Source organism: Xanthomonas sp. NCPPB 2933 (assembly GCF_056725225.1).
Genome location: NZ_CM161518.1, coordinates 2,017,383 through 2,031,249, shown reverse-complemented (window position 1 = coordinate 2,031,249; position 13,867 = coordinate 2,017,383). Strand labels below are relative to the sequence as shown.

The window sequence follows — 13,867 nt, the reverse complement described above, 5'->3', positions numbered from 1 at the left end:
TTATCGATAACGCCTCTTCGCGCACAAGTGCGCTCCTACGGACCGCGGTGTCCCGACACCTGACCGGTTACACCATCTGCAGATTCAACGACCGTCCTTGCTGGATCGGGGCATTGGCCGGTAATGCATCGCCAAACAGATCGTGCTCATCGCTGTCGGTGATCTCCACATCGACCAGATCGCCGATCTTCAATCCAAGCTCGCCGCCGTTCTGGATATGCACAAGACCATCGATTTCCGGTGCGTCCGCGCGTGAGCGCGCCACGGCGATATCGTCTTCGATCAGGTCGACCAGGCATTGCTGCACGCTGCCGATCTTGGCCTCCAGCCGCGCGGCGGAAATCTCCGCCTGCTTGGCCATGAAACGCGCCAGCCGCTCCTGCTTGAGCTCTTCCGGCACCGGATCCGGCAACGCGTTGGCGCTGGCGCCTTCCACCGGCGAATACGCGAACGCACCGACGCGATCCAACTGCGCCTGATCCAGGAAATCCAGCAGCGATTCGAACTCGGCATCGGTCTCGCCGGGGAAGCCGACGATAAAGGTCGAGCGTACGGTGATCTCCGGGCACATCGCCTTCCAACGCTGCACACGCTCGAGTGTCTTCTCCACCGCGCCCGGCCGCTTCATCAGCTTGAGGATGCGCGGGCTGGCGTGCTGGAACGGGATGTCCAGATACGGCAGCAGCTTGCCTTCGGCCATCAGCGGAATCACATCGTCCACGTGCGGGTACGGATAGACGTAATGCAGGCGCGTCCACACGCCCAGCTCCGACAAACCTTCGCATAGCGCCTTCATGCGGGTCTGATACATGCGGTCGCGCCACGGGCGCTCGGCGTACTTCAGGTCCACGCCATAGGCCGAGGTGTCCTGCGAGACCACCAGCAATTCCTTGACCCCGCCGCGCACCAAGCGCTCTGCTTCGCGCAGTACCTCATCGACCGGGCGCGAGGCCAGATCGCCGCGCATGGAGGGGATGATGCAGAAGCTGCAACGGTGATTGCAGCCTTCGGAAATCTTCAAGTACGCATAATGACGCGGCGTCAGCTTGATGCCGTAGTCCGGCACCAGATCCACGAACGGGTCGTGGCGCGGCGGCAATGCCGCATGCACCGCTTCCATCACGCTCTGGTAGTCCTGCGGGCCGGACACCGCCAGCACCTGCGGATAGGCCTCGCGGATCTGCTCCGGGCGCTTGCCCAGGCAGCCGGTGACGATCACCTTGCCGTTGGCGTTCATCGCCTCGCCGATCGCATCCAGCGACTCGGTCACCGCCGAATCGATGAAGCCGCAGGTGTTGACCACCACCACGTCGGCGGCGTCGTAACTGGGCACGATGTCGTAACCCTCCACGCGCAGCTGGGTGAGGATGCGTTCGGAATCGACGAGCGCCTTCGGGCAGCCTAACGATATGAACCCTATACTTCTGCTATCCGACACGGCGACACCTGGCTCTATGGCTACAAAGGCCAAAGTTTACAGCTACTTGCGATTCAGCGATCCGAAGCAGGCCGCCGGCAGCAGCGCCGATCGACAGATGGAATATGCGAGACGCTGGGCGGCGGAGCACGGCATGACGCTGGATTCAGAGCTATCAATGCAGGACGCAGGACTATCGGCGTATCACCAGCGCCACGTCACACGTGGCGCCCTGGGCTTGTTCCTGCAGGCGATCGATGACACGCGCATCCCTGCAGGATCCGTGTTGGTGGTTGAAGGGCTGGACCGTCTCAGCCGCGCGGAGCCTATCCAAGCTCAAGCGCAACTAGCGCAGATCATCAACGCCGGCATCACCGTCGTAACCGCTAGCGACGGACGGGAGTACAACCGCGAGGGACTCAAGGCCCAGCCGATGGATCTGGTGTACAGCCTCCTGGTCATGATCCGTGCCCACGAGGAATCAGATACCAAAAGCAAAAGGGTGCGAGCAGCGATTCATCGTCAGTGCCAGGGCTGGATAGCCGGCACGTGGCACGGACTCGTGCGCAATGGCAAAGATCCGCATTGGCTCCGCTTAGTTGGCCAAGCCTTTGAAATTGTGCCGGAGCGCGGGGAAGCGGTGCGCACTGCGGTAAGCATGTTCCGCGAGGGGCACGGTGCTGTTCGGATCATGAGAACCCTGGCTGATAGGGGTTTGCAGATCACAAACGGAGGCAACCCTTCCCAGCAGCTATACCGAATCGTGCGAAATAGGGCCTTGATCGGGGAAAAGGTGCTGGAGGTCGACGGGCAGGAGTACCGACTGGCTGGCTACTACCCTCCCCTACTTTCACCGGCAGAGTTCGCCGACCTGCAGCACCTGACGGCACAACGTTCACGCCGCAAGGGCACCGGTGAAATTCCTGGACTTATCACCGGGATGCGGATTGCATTCTGCGGGTACTGCGGGGCAGCGATGGTGTCTCAGAATTTGATGACCCGTGGCCGTCGGGAGGATGGACGCCCCCAGAACGGACACCGGCGTCTGATCTGCGTGAGTAACTCTCAGGGAGGAGGCTGCCCGGTCGCCGGCAGCTGTAGCGTAGTCCCGATAGAGCATGCCTTGGTAACGTTCTGCGCAGACCAAATGAATCTGTCTAGGCTTCTCGATTCCGGGAATCGCGCCGACGGTATTGCCGGCCAGCTAACTATCGCTCGTGTACAGGTCTCGGATACCACGGCTCGCATAGATAAGATCACCGATGCCCTGCTGGCTTCCGATGCTGGTCAGGCCCCGGCCGCATTCTTGCGCCGCGCCCGCGAGCTTGAGTTCGAGTTGGCAGAGCAGCAGAGGCGGGTGCAAGCACTGGAACACGAGCTGGCAGCTGTCGCCCTGTCTCCAGAACCAGCGGCCGCAAAGGCGTGGGCAGGCCTAGTCGAAGGAGTCGAGGCACTTGACCATGACGCGCGCATTAAGGCCCGCCAACTGGTAGCCGACACTTTCGACCGAATCGTGGTGTTCCATCGAGGCAGAAAACCCGAACACTCGCGGTCGTGGAAGGGCACCATTGACCTCTTGCTTATGGCAAAGCGTGGCGGCGCCCGACTGCTGCACATTGATCGGCAAACCGGAGGTTGGAAGGCTGGCGAGGAGATCGACACGGTACAAATCCCGCTGCCACCTGGTATCGCGGAGGCTACGTCCCAAAGTGAGGCCTCCCTTGGGTCGGTGTCACGCTGAGCGGGGTTGGGATCTGCCCCGGCCATCACACGTCAGCCATAGTGGTCTGAGACGCGCTACTGCTGTCGATGCCGTTTCATTTCAAGCGCGCTTATGCGCACAGGAATTGTGCGTTAGTGGGCAGGAAATTACCTGGCCATTTCCATCAGCACATATTGGAACGCCACGACGGGGTAGCCGAGGATTGCCGCTAGCAAACCACCCCATGCGCTCCTGCGAGGCCCGTATTTCAGCCCGACGGCGCCCATGTAGATCGAGAGCGCAAGCATCACCGTAAATTTCAAAATGTAGCTGGACGACGGTAGCAAGTACGCCAATGCCAGCCCGGCAACCAAGCTTACTATGGCACTGTATTTGATCGCGCGCCCAACATGCCCCCGAATCCTGCGGGTCCAACCCAGCAGCACCAGGGCGAACGCGATAAACCAGGATGCAAGTGCCAACTGGCCAGCAACGACGTCAAACGAAGACGCAACCATTAGCTCGGCCCGATTGATGCAGAATTGTTGAATCCGACTGGAGCCATATCCGGCTCCAGTCGGCACCTATGTCACTCAGTTGGCCCATGTCGCCATCAGGGTGGTTGAGAACGCTTTGGCGCCCTTGACAAGAACATAGTATGTCCCAGGGGCAGGCGCCATAAACCGGACCGTTTCGGAATTGCCTGGCCGCGTCGACTTCTGCTGGTAGTCCGTTGGCGTTGGCCGCGTGGACTGGCTGGCGTAGACAGAAACATCGCCAGTGCCACCGTAGGTGATGAAGCTAAGCACTTTGGCGCCAGCGGGCACGATCATCCGGTACAGCTTAGATTCGCCATCTACGCCGGCCAAGGCGACCCTCTGGCCGTCGGTCAGCAGCGGAATGCTCTCCACCACGTCCAAGGTTGCAGAAGCCGTATTGGAGATCTTTGTGTCGGCCTTGCTGGTGGCCGAAACGGTCACCTCCACGCTGGTGCCCTCTGGGGCGGCAGCAGGAACCTGCGCGGCAACGTCGAAGGTCGCCTCGCCTCCCGCAGCGACCGCAATCTCGCTCACGCTGGACGCAGCGGTGACGTTGCCGGTTGCACTGGAAGAGAGGGCAAACGTAGCGGCTGCCCCATGGTTCTTGATCCTGAACGGGACCTTGGTGACCTCGCCCCTCACCGCATCCTGCGAAAGGACCTCTACGGTTTCCAGCTCGATGGACTGTCCTTTGAACAGAGTGGGGTGGACGCGGGTGAACCGCGTTCCCGTGCTGTCCAGGCCCGTTGCGACCAGCCGGAAAGCAACATTGGGCGGGGAGATCAGCCCCATGACCGCAGATCGGTCCCCGTCATGCACAAAGTTGCTGGTGAGCGAGACCGCTCCGAGATCGCTACCGGACTCGTTGATCAGGTTCCAGGTAACGCCACTGGTAGCGCCCACGAGCTTGGCCTCTGCCAGAGCACTTTCCCCCGCACGCGGTTGACCCGCAATCGGACTGTAGCCGCCATGGATGTCTCCGCTGCCCTGGACAAATCCAAACTTCAGAAGCTCCACCTTGCTTTTACCGGAAGCCGCCAGCTCATATGGTCCGGAGCCGGTGACAAACACCCGCCAAATTCCCGGCTCGGGCGCTTGCTGGACCGCGATCGTGCCCGATTCGATGGCGTTGATGGAAGCGCCAACATCGGTTGCCTGCAGCAACGCACCGTTGGGCTTGCGGATCTGGACCGCGTAGGACGCGCCTGAGTTATTGGCCGGTGTAGTCACGCTGATCGACAGGACACGCATGCCCGAATCAACCGCAATCTCAGTCCCTGGGCTGCTGGTGGCCGCCACCCCGGTCTTGATGGCGATCGACTGCAAGCCACTTCCCAAGCGCGATACGATCAACGGGGCGGTGCGTGGCATCTGCGAGGGCGTCAATCGGAACACCTGACCACCCGTTTCGTTGGCGACGCGGATGTAGGACGGGTCTATAGGGGAGCAGCTTCCGGTCAACGCGTAGGTCACCTTGATGCCCTTCGCCCGAGCGACCGCGATCGCTTCGCTCTGCTTCTGCTGATCCTTGGAAGTAGCATCAGTGAACACGTACAACTGCGACATCGGCGACGACGCGTTCAAGGCGGCGAGCAGGCCGGTATTGGTCAGTTCGGGACAATCCGTTCCGCCACCATGCAGCGAGATGGACCGCAGCGCGCCTAGGAGCTCCTGGGGATCGCTAGTGAACACGGGGGCGTCAACGTAGGGGTCACCAAACGTCGTCAGAACATAGCTATCAGGGGCGAGATCGGCGTCTTGTTGGACATCGGCGATGATCTTTTCGACCGTGGAGGTGACGCCAGCAATGCTCGGGCTCATGCTGGTGGTGGTATCGATCAAGAAGCCCAGCGAGCCTTTCACGTCAAACAAAGCTGCAAGCGCGCGGTCGTTTCCAGCGAGATCGGCCACCAGATTCTTCAAGAAGACTTTGCTTGCTTCCACCGCTAGGCGGCGCGCTTCGGGGTGATTAGGGTTCATGGTGACCCCTTCCTCAGCCGCGCCGGCGGCATCGAGATCCTTGTTGATGCCCTGGCAGGTAGGCGTGTAGTTACCGTGGAAGCACTTGTTCTTGGGCATGAGGTCAGTCCTGCAACCTCGTGCACCCGGAAAGCCCGGCAGGAAGTCCGTCAGTTCCCCAACGAAGTAAGCCGTGGTGACACTCGATCCCGTGCCATTCATCAGCGTGTTCGGATCTAGGCACTGATCGGCGGCGGCACTTGGATTGGGCAGAACCGATACCCCGAGTTCTGCTTTAATGGCGGAATTGCCCTGCTCTACATAATTACCATGGGAATAAAAATCTTGGATGGTATGCAGCGCACGCCCGAGGCGCTTTCTTGCTAACGCTGGGTCGCCAGGCAGATTGCTGCCGGCCTTGGGCAAGTTTGCGATGATCTCGGCCTTATCACGAAGGATCGAGGCGGAGGCCGCTGCGAATTGCTCGTTGGTGAAGTGCCACTCCGGATGGAACAGTGCAGCATTCCGCTTGAGAATGTCATCGGTTGTTTCATTCCCTTCCTGAATCTGCTCGATGGCTGCCAAGCTCATCACCTGGCTTTTTCCATAAATCAGGGCCTGGATAGTGCCGGCCGATTCCATTGTAATCTGCAAATGTTGTGGAACGCTGAAAGCAAGGGTGGTTGGCGCAGCCAACAGTGCACCAACAGCGACGGAGAGGAGAAGCGCCTTTTGATAAGAGATACATCTCATACTGTAAAATTCCCTTTGAATAATCTTTGATAAAATCCTGAAAGGCGTCCGCGCTTCTGCGACGATCGTTACTCCGGGATCGCTATTGAATAGCCTTGAAAGCTTTCTTAAACCGCGAAATCCAACCGAGTTATGCTTCCAAGCTCCGATGGATCTAACGCCCCCTTATGCAGTGTGCTCCTAGGATTTTTCTGACCCCATAGGAAAAGCGCGCCTAGAGGTGTCAGATTAATCTGAGGCAACAAAGTCTAAATCAAGTGGCGGCACCGGCTTGCGTGACCGATAGCGTGCCTAACGCCGCAAGGCGGCGGATCTTCTTCGACCCTCGCGGGAAAAGGCGACATGGCCCGAAAGTTGTCGCTGTTGCAGATGCGACACAGTAAGAAACGCTCTGCATAGCAGGCACCTGCCGTCAACACCTGCTAGCCCGGGCCGTCGCCGTCTTCACCGCCCTCACGCGCAACGATGCGGCGTCCATTCTTAAAGGTTCATCACCCGCTCTAGGGAGGCCTGACTCGGTTGTTAGTAATTTTGCTAACTTGGCTGGCCGTCTCGAGATGTGAGACATCGTCTCGCGAGAGTTCACGCTATGTTGTGCCTGCCGCCACCCCATACCTACGCCCGCCTGCTGGGGCCTGCCTGCCCCGACCCGGCGCCGCTAGGCCTGCCTGTCAGCGCACTCCGGATCCGGTTGGGGTTCCCCTCGCCCGCTGAGGATTTTCAGGACGATGAGCTTGATCTGAACCGGGTGTTGATCCGCAACCCGCCGGCCACGTTCCTCTACCGCGCCGAGGGCTGGAGCATGATCTTGGCCGGCGTCTGCGACGGGGACATCCTTGTGGTGGATCGTTCAGTGAGTCCGATCAATGGCGACATGGTGCTGGCCATCTGGGACGGCAATCAGCCGGTCTGCAAGATCCTGCAGGTCGCGTCTGACCACATCGAGCTGCATAGCCGCAGCCCGCATTGCGCGCCGATCGTCCTGGCGCCAGGCACAGAGGTTGAGGTGTTCGCGGTCGTGGGCGTGGTCCGCCAGGTCACGCGCGCTCATTCCCGCGCTGGCCGCTGATGTTCGCGTTGATCGACGGCAACAACTTCTACGCCAGCTGCGAGCGGGTGTTCCAGCCCGAGCTGCGCGGCAGGCCGTTGGTCGTGCTGAGCAACAACGATGGCTGCGCCATTGCGCGATCGGACGAGGCCAAGGCGCTGGGCGTGACGATGGGACAGCCCATCCACAAGGTGCCCACGCAGATCCGCCGGCGGCTGGCGTTGCGCTCCGCAAACTTCGGTCTGTACGGCGACATCGCCTCGCGCATCGGCGTGATCCTTCGCCAAGCCGCGCCGCGTGTGGAGGTGTACTCCATTGACGAGTCGTTCCTTGACCTGGCCGGGATCCGCGATCGCCGGCAGCTCGCGGTCGACCTACGCAAGCGCGTTCACCAATGGACTGGCATCCCGAACTGCATCGGCATCGCGCCGACGAAGACCCTGGCCAAGTTGGCCAACCGGGTCGCCAAGGATGCGGCGCGCAAACCGGGCAGCTACCCGGCCGATCTAGCTGGCGTCTGTGACTTGGCAGCGCTCAGTGCAAGCGAGCTCGATGCCGTGCTGCGGGCCACGTCAGTTGGCGACCTCTGGGGCGTTGGTAGGCGCTGGAGCACCAGGCTGCAGGCACGCGGTGTGTATACGGCAGCGGATCTGCGGGGTGCAGCTGCAGACGACCTGCTCACGGAGTTCGGAGTGGTGATGGCGCGCACGCAGCGCGAGCTGCAGGGTCACGCCTGCCTCGAGCTTGAGGAGGTCGAGCCAGACCGCCAGCAAATCATGGTCAGCCGATCGTTCGGGACATGAGTAAGCGACCCGCAAGATATGTCAGAGGCGCTGGCCACCTTCGCCATGCGTGCCACCGAAAAGCGGCGCGCTCGCGGATTGACGTCGAGCGCGATTGGCATCTTTGCCGAAACGGATTCGTTCAAGCCGGGCGTACCTCAGCACAACCCATCACGCACCGCCCCACTCGCCTCCGCCACTTCTGACAGCCGCATCGTGCTCACGACTGTACGCCGGCTGTTCCAGGGCTTCATGCGAGAAGGCTTCGCCTACAAGAAGGCCGGCGTGTGCCTGATGGATCTAGCCAAGCCTGAAGACCTGCAGGGCGACCTATTCACTCCGGCTCGCATCGGCGACGAGAAGCTGATGAGCGCCTTGGACGCTATCAACCGACGCTTCGGTCGGGGTACGGCCGGCCTCGGTGCAAGCGGGTGGCAGAACTCTCCATCTTGGGCTTCGCGGCAAGAGCTCTTGTCGGGACGCTTCACTACCTCACTGGCAGATCTTCCGCGCGCCACGTGCTGACGGCGCGCCAGCAGGCCTGACTCAGGCATCTCGGTCTAGTTCGAACTTCTGCGGCACCCTGCAGGCGTTGCCAATCACGCGAGGCGGGCGGTCAGTGCGCGAGTGCTCAAGCGTGGGCGCAAGGCGGTAGTTGGAGCCCCCTTACAGGCCCCTAATGGGAAATTTTCGGGATGACCATCGGAACAAAGTAATTTAGGTAATCCGCGCCAAGGAACGCTACAAACTCCTTACGTATCAATAGCTTATTTAACAATATCAAAGGTAATTAAAGGGTAATTGGGAGGTAATGGGATTACCTTTTGGAGAGGTAATCAACCTCCCAAAAAATACTCTTTAATTTCAATCACATAACTTTTTTATGGGAGGTTGATTACCTTAAATCACCCCAAAAGGTAATCTGTAATTTCCCTTTTCCATCAACCGCTTAGACCCTGTTTCAGGTCGCCGATTACCGATTACCTGGTTCCGATGGTCATTTGCCGAAATGCACCGGGAGGCGTAGCCACGGAATGCAGGCGCGTGCCCACGCAAAGCCCCCAGGGCGCGCAGGGATCCGCAGGGAAGAGAGGCCCCCTTGAACCACGCGGATAGGCAGCAGCAGCGCGGCCTACTGCCACCCTGCAAGGGTGCAGCGAAAACCATGCATGAAGACCGCAGGCGTGGCGGGGCGACGATTGCGCGCGCCACGCCCGGTAGCATTAGCACCCTGAGGTCTGATAGACCGACAAGTGAATTGGTGTGACGCATGGACCCAAAGCTCTACCCCCAACTACTGACCGGCGCATTCGGTTTAATCGGCGTGATCATTGGTGGACTCTTCCAAGCGATAGTCGCGTGGCGACGGGAGAGTAAGCAGAAGGAAGAGGATCTGGTCTACCTGGCTATCACCGTAGCAAGTGAACTCAACGCCTTCGCGAGCCGTTGCGCCGATGTGGCGGCTGATGTGGGATACCCTGACTCAAGAGGGTTTCAGGAGAGTACGGTCAGTGCACCGGCTCTTGACATGCGCGCCCTCGACGTCAATTGGAAATCGTTGCCGTTCGACCTCCTTGATCGGGTTTTCGCGTTGCCAACCGCATACAGGCAAGCCAAGGAGCTAATCGCTTTCGAAGCTGGACAAGATCCCGATTCTGGGTTCTTACAGCTAAGACTGCAGTACGGGAAACTTGGCATACAGGCGTCAACGCTGGCAGCTGCGCTCAGGAATCACGTCGGCCGACCAGCCCCGGCACCTGGCGCGCATGATCTGAGCCCGCAACTACGTGAAAGCGTTGCAAAGTTGGAAGAAATGGAACGGCGCTTCTACGCACAACCGAACATCTTCCCTGGAAGCGACGCATGAAAAAGCCGCCCTGACGGGCGGCTCGTAGTGGGTGCCTTGGGATGCAGGTTCAGGCGTGCGCCAGGCGATCGCGGGTCAGGGCCGCGTAGTGGCTGGTCATCTCGATCCCTACCGACTCCAGGCCCTCCAACTGCGCAGCGACCAGCGTCGTGCCGCTGCCGGCGAACGGATCGAGGACCCGGCCGCCGCTCTCGCAGATTCGCACCAGCTGCCGCATCAACTCTGTCGGCTTGCCGGTCAGGTGGTGCTTGTCGGCTTTTCGCACTGGCTCACGGATGACACCAGGCAACACCGGCGCGCGGCGATCCAGCGGCATGTTGCCTTTGCTGCCCCACACGATGTATTCGGCCTGGTTCCGGAACCGGCCCAACTGCGGCCGCACGCCTTCGGTCTTGTCCCAGACGGTGATGCCGCGCCAGGTGAATCCGGCGATCTGCAGCGCGTCAGTGGTCAATGGCAGCTGCCGCCAGTCGGTGAACAGCAGCACCGGCGCGCCATCCTTGAGCACGCGCGCGCATTCGGACAACCAAAGGTGCATCCATTGCAAGTGCGAGCGTTGGTCGCGTTCGTCACCAACGAAGTCGGCATGTCCGCCATCCCGGCAATACTTTGTCGAGGGCGACCGCGCACGGGCAGCGGCAGTCAGGCCGCCGCTCGCATAGGGCGGATCAGTGATCAGCGCGTCGAACGAATTCGCTTCGAGCGTGGGCAGGATGGTCAGGGCGTCGCCCTGGAGCAGCTGGTTTTTCATGGTGAGAGCCTTCTTGGATTCGCTCGCGGCGATCGGAGGTGAGGCTCTCGGCCTTCAGGTGATTGAGCGTGCCGCAACGCGGGCACTTGATCTGAATTTCATCGAAGGCGCCGGCCTTGCACAGCAGGCGGGCGCATTCGCCACAACGGAGGTTCTTGAGCATTGCGTGGTCTTGCAGTGGGAAAGGATTACGCGGCCGCTGGCGGCGCGTAGGGGGCGAAGGCGATCACCTCATCGCCCACCCAGTCGTTGATCTTCAGCATGCGCGCCTGCAGCGGTTCCAGCTCGTTAGCGGCCCAGACGGCAGCGGCCTCACGGATCGACCCGAAGCCGCCAGCGTTCTGCGGCACTATGCCCATGAGCTGCGGCGGGATGCGCAGCGCGGCCAGCATGTCGTCGCGGGTGATGCCCTTGATGCCGCTGAACTCGTCCTTGGCCGCCACTTCGCTGACCGGGATCAGCTTCAGGCCGTCCTTGTTGCCGCCCGGCGAGTACAGGAACAGGTTGCGGAAGTTGCCTGGCCCCTTGGCGCCCTTCATGGCATTGCGGAGCGCGTCGACGTCCTCCTGGCTCTGCTGCGGGTCGGTCAGGTACAGGATGAAACCGGCGTGCGAGCCGTTGTTGTAGTACTTGCGGCGGAACAACGTGGCCGACTCGTTGAGCAGCGCCGACTGCATCGCCGGCATCCACTCAGGCAGGCCGTAGAGCTCCTGATCGACATCGGCCTCGCGCAGCTGGAACACGCTACCCGGCTCGAAGGCGTGCTCGTCGTGCCAGGTGCGCACCTGGAAGTACTCGCCATCGGTGACGCCACGCCGCATGTATTTGGACAACGGCGCGGCCAGCGACAGCGCACCACCCATGCGATTACGGCGGCGCTCAAGGTAGCCATTGCCCAGCGTGATCCAGTCCAGCGACAGCTGCTCGAAGGCCTCGCGCGTCAGCAGCCGGTGCGGCTTGAAGGTGCGCGCCAGCATGTTGCGCTTGAAGATCAGCCCGGACTGCAGGAACGGATTGCTGCGCGTGGTCTTGGACAGGCCATCCAACGCCACCGGCGGCTCGTACCAACGCCCGTTCTGCCAGCACTCCAGATAGTCCAGCACCCCGCGCCCATCGAGCACCGGCGTGGGGTCGCCAAAGGTGAACGCCTCGGTGCGTGCGGGCACTGCTGGCGCTGCAGGCGCGGTCGCGGGCAGCTGGTCGGTCAACATCAAGAGATCTCCATGAAGCCGGAGTTGCGCGCGGTGCGCCCTTCCAGCGGTTCGTTCTGCAGCGCGTGGAACAGTGCCCACGCCAGGTCCGCGTGGCCGGTCTCTTCCGAGCGGCCAGCAGTGAAGGTGGATTGCCGGCCGCTGGCCGTCATCGTCTTGCGGATGGCCATCAACGACTGGGCCACGTCGGTCCAGCCGGCGTCGAACTCCAGCCGGCCGTTGTGGATGACGTCGAAGGCCTTGAGCACCAGGCGGGTTTTGACCTCGGGCGAGTAGCTGAAGGTGACCAGATTCGGGAAGAACTGCTTCACCAGCTGCGCCACGCCGCTGCCCATGCCGGTGGTGTCGATGCCGATGTAGGTCACCCAGTACCGGCGCGTAATGCGCTCGATCTCGGCGGCTTGCTTGGCAAAGTCCATGCCCCGGAACTGGATCCGTTCCAGCAGCCGGAACTTGCCGCCCGGCTGCTGCGGTGGCGCCACAACGACCAGGCCTGCGGTGTCGCCGGTCTCTGCCGGATCGTAGCCGATCCATACCGCGCGATCGCCGTAGGGGCGCGCGGCAAAGGGCTTGTAGTCCTGACCCCACTCCACCCAGCTGTCGACCATGCACGGCTGCAGCATCGCCAACGGGAAGATGCTGGCGCCGTCGTCGACGAACTCGCACATCAACAGGTTGGCGAAGGCGTCCGGGCTGTATTCCTCGCGCAGCTCGTCGATGTCGAACAGGTCGCAGCCGCGGCGCTGGGCGTCGAGGATATTGACGATCTGCCGCCAGGCGCGGTCCTGGCAGCGGCGCCCGCCGGCTAGCGCGTCATGCGAGACATCGATCTGGATCCGCTGCGCGGCCGGCTTGCCCTTGTTGCGGCGCTCGCCCGTCCAGAACGTGTAGGCCTCGTGCGCCATGCTCGATGGCGTGCTGAAGTAGGTCTTGCGCCACTTCTTGTGCATCGCCATGCCGCTGGCGACCTTGTTCAACTCGTTGAAGCCGTAGGTCCAGAAGAATTCGTCGAAGTAGAAATTGCCGTGATAGCCCTGCGCCGTGCGCGCATTGGTGCCGAGGAAGAACAGCTCCGCACCGTTGGGAAACACGATGCTATCGCCGCCGGAAAGCGGCTCGTCGATCGTCTCGCGCACGAACTGCTGCATGTAGCCGCGGAACAGATGCGCCTGCGCCTTGGAGGCGCTGAGGAAGATCTGATTGCGCCCGGTGGTGAGCGCATCGATCAGCGCCTCGCGGGCGAAGTAGAACGTTGCGCCGATCTGGCGCGACTTGAGGATGATGCGGGTGCGCTCGTTGCTGGCCCGGTACCAATCGCGCTGATAGTCGAAGCAGCCGTCGACGAACGCGGTGGTGAGTTGCTCGACCTGTTCTTCGGTGAACTCGTTGCGCTTGGGCTTCTTCTTCGGACCCGCATTGCGATTGGCAACAGCCGGATTCAAGTCAGCTTCGTTGCCGCCGCCCTGGTAGCGTTGGATGCGCGCCTGGCGCTCCAGCTGCCGATGTAGCAGATCGATTTCCTTGAAGTCGCCGCCGGACTTTTCCGGCTTCATGATCAGCACGACCAGGCGCGCTTCGAGCGCACCACCGATGCGCTCAACGTTGTCTGCGCGATCCCACTCGTCACGCGACTTCCAGCTGTGTACAGTCTTCTCGTTCTCGCCGATGGCCTGCGCAATTTCGGTCACGCGCCATCCCATCCAGTACAGGAACTTGGCCTGTCTGCGGGTGTCCATCGGGAGCTGGGTGGCAACACTTTGCATGCCGACCAGGGTGCGGCCCACCTCTTAATCCGGACAGTTGAACGACGCGTAATCGCCTTGTTTACATGGTGGTTT

Annotated in this window: 10 protein-coding genes and 1 pseudogene; 4 read left to right on the top strand and 7 right to left on the bottom strand. The window is 61.4% G+C overall.

All coding sequences use genetic code 11. The features are described 5' to 3' along the window. Nucleotides 1–67: 67 nt before the first annotated feature. Nucleotides 68–1,438 (bottom strand): 30S ribosomal protein S12 methylthiotransferase RimO, encoded by a 1,371-nt coding sequence (rimO, locus tag AC1PLU_RS08245; RefSeq protein WP_268214688.1) that lies wholly within the window; start codon nt 1,436–1,438, stop codon nt 68–70. Here rimO and AC1PLU_RS08240 point away from each other — a divergent pair. Then, nucleotides 1,410–3,158: a recombinase family protein gene (locus AC1PLU_RS08240; protein WP_481108173.1), complete on the top strand. Its 1,749-nt coding sequence runs from the start codon at nt 1,410–1,412 to the stop codon at nt 3,156–3,158. The two genes, rimO and AC1PLU_RS08240, sit on opposite strands and share 29 nt — an antisense overlap. Nucleotides 3,159–3,286: 128 nt before the next feature. On the opposite strand, the gene AC1PLU_RS08235 is transcribed toward AC1PLU_RS08240, so the two are convergent. Both AC1PLU_RS08235 and AC1PLU_RS08230 read right to left on the bottom strand, forming a co-directional pair. Beyond that, nucleotides 3,287–3,637, bottom strand: a complete 351-nt coding sequence (locus AC1PLU_RS08235) for a hypothetical protein (RefSeq protein ID WP_481108172.1) — start codon at nt 3,635–3,637, stop codon at nt 3,287–3,289. A gap of 75 nt (nt 3,638–3,712) precedes the next feature. Further along, on the bottom strand, nt 3,713–6,259 hold the full coding sequence (locus AC1PLU_RS08230) for a pre-peptidase C-terminal domain-containing protein (RefSeq protein WP_481108171.1): 2,547 nt from the start codon (nt 6,257–6,259) through the stop codon (nt 3,713–3,715). Nucleotides 6,260–6,959: 700 nt separating this feature from the next. Here AC1PLU_RS08230 and AC1PLU_RS08225 point away from each other — a divergent pair. The 3 genes and pseudogenes from AC1PLU_RS08225 to AC1PLU_RS08215 all read left to right on the top strand — a co-directional run bounded on the left by AC1PLU_RS08225 (nt 6,960) and on the right by AC1PLU_RS08215 (nt 10,067). Then, nucleotides 6,960–7,439 carry a LexA family protein gene (locus AC1PLU_RS08225; RefSeq protein WP_481108170.1) on the top strand — a complete coding sequence of 160 codons (480 nt, stop codon included), beginning with the start codon at nt 6,960–6,962 and terminating at the stop codon, nt 7,437–7,439. Further along, nucleotides 7,439–8,725 (top strand): annotated as a pseudogene (locus AC1PLU_RS08220) (Y-family DNA polymerase). The gene AC1PLU_RS08225 and the pseudogene AC1PLU_RS08220 overlap by 1 nt, the downstream one beginning before the upstream one ends. A gap of 745 nt (nt 8,726–9,470) precedes the next feature. Further along, complete coding sequence (locus AC1PLU_RS08215) at nt 9,471–10,067, top strand: hypothetical protein (protein ID WP_046341922.1); 597 nt, start codon at nt 9,471–9,473, stop codon at nt 10,065–10,067. Between the two features lie 49 nt (nt 10,068–10,116). Here AC1PLU_RS08215 and AC1PLU_RS08210 read toward each other — a convergent pair whose 3' ends face one another. The 4 genes from AC1PLU_RS08210 to AC1PLU_RS08195 are packed head-to-tail and all read right to left on the bottom strand — an operon-like array spanning nt 10,117 to nt 13,792. Further along, the gene (locus AC1PLU_RS08210; RefSeq protein ID WP_046341921.1) at nt 10,117–10,818 is read right to left on the bottom strand and encodes a DNA-methyltransferase; all 702 of its coding nucleotides are present in this window, start codon (nt 10,816–10,818) and stop codon (nt 10,117–10,119) included. Further along, nucleotides 10,736–10,981 (bottom strand): Com family DNA-binding transcriptional regulator, encoded by a 246-nt coding sequence (locus AC1PLU_RS08205; protein ID WP_078560558.1) that lies wholly within the window; start codon nt 10,979–10,981, stop codon nt 10,736–10,738. Before AC1PLU_RS08205 ends, AC1PLU_RS08210 begins: the two co-directional genes overlap by 83 nt. 25 nt (nt 10,982–11,006) lie before the next feature. Continuing rightward, entirely contained in the window at nt 11,007–12,029 is a 1,023-nt protein-coding gene (locus AC1PLU_RS08200; RefSeq protein ID WP_481106852.1) for a phage portal protein, read from the bottom strand. After that, nucleotides 12,029–13,792 carry a terminase ATPase subunit family protein gene (locus tag AC1PLU_RS08195; RefSeq protein WP_481108488.1) on the bottom strand — a complete coding sequence of 588 codons (1,764 nt, stop codon included), beginning with the start codon at nt 13,790–13,792 and terminating at the stop codon, nt 12,029–12,031. The genes AC1PLU_RS08200 and AC1PLU_RS08195 overlap by 1 nt, the downstream gene beginning before the upstream one ends. Between the last annotated feature and the right edge of the window lie 75 nt (nt 13,793–13,867).